Annotated in this window: 1 protein-coding gene; it reads right to left on the bottom strand. The window is 33.0% G+C overall.

Annotated elements, in window-relative coordinates; all coding sequences use genetic code 11:
* A partial coding sequence (locus KJQ97_RS09705; RefSeq protein WP_214120737.1) for an HsdM family class I SAM-dependent methyltransferase occupies positions 1 to 385 on the bottom strand: 385 nt, incomplete at both ends.

Below are 385 nucleotides of genomic sequence, written 5' to 3' on the forward strand. Positions count from 1 at the left end.
ATCTCATATACACTAGGATTGTTTTTATCTCCCATAGAATAAGGTGGGTTTATCATACCTATATTACACCTTTTTTCAAGATGTAATTGCGATGGGATTTGTGCTAAACAATCGCTGTTTTCAAGGTTACTTTTGCCATCTCCTCTTAAAATCATATTTGTTGTAGCTATGCTAAACATATAGCTTTGTTCTTCTATGCCAAAAAGTTGATTTTTTCTTATATTATTTTTCTCTATTTCGTTTGTTGCTTTGCTTAGCATTTTATGCATAGCAGCTATTAAAAATCCAGCAGTTCCACAACAAGGGTCAAGCACTCTATCGCTTGGCTTTAACTCTAGTAAATCGCAAAAAAGTTCGGTTATATGTTTAGGGGTTAAAACTATAC

This window comes from Campylobacter sp. 2018MI01 (assembly GCF_018501205.1).
In the GTDB taxonomy this organism is placed as follows: domain Bacteria; phylum Campylobacterota; class Campylobacteria; order Campylobacterales; family Campylobacteraceae; genus Campylobacter_E.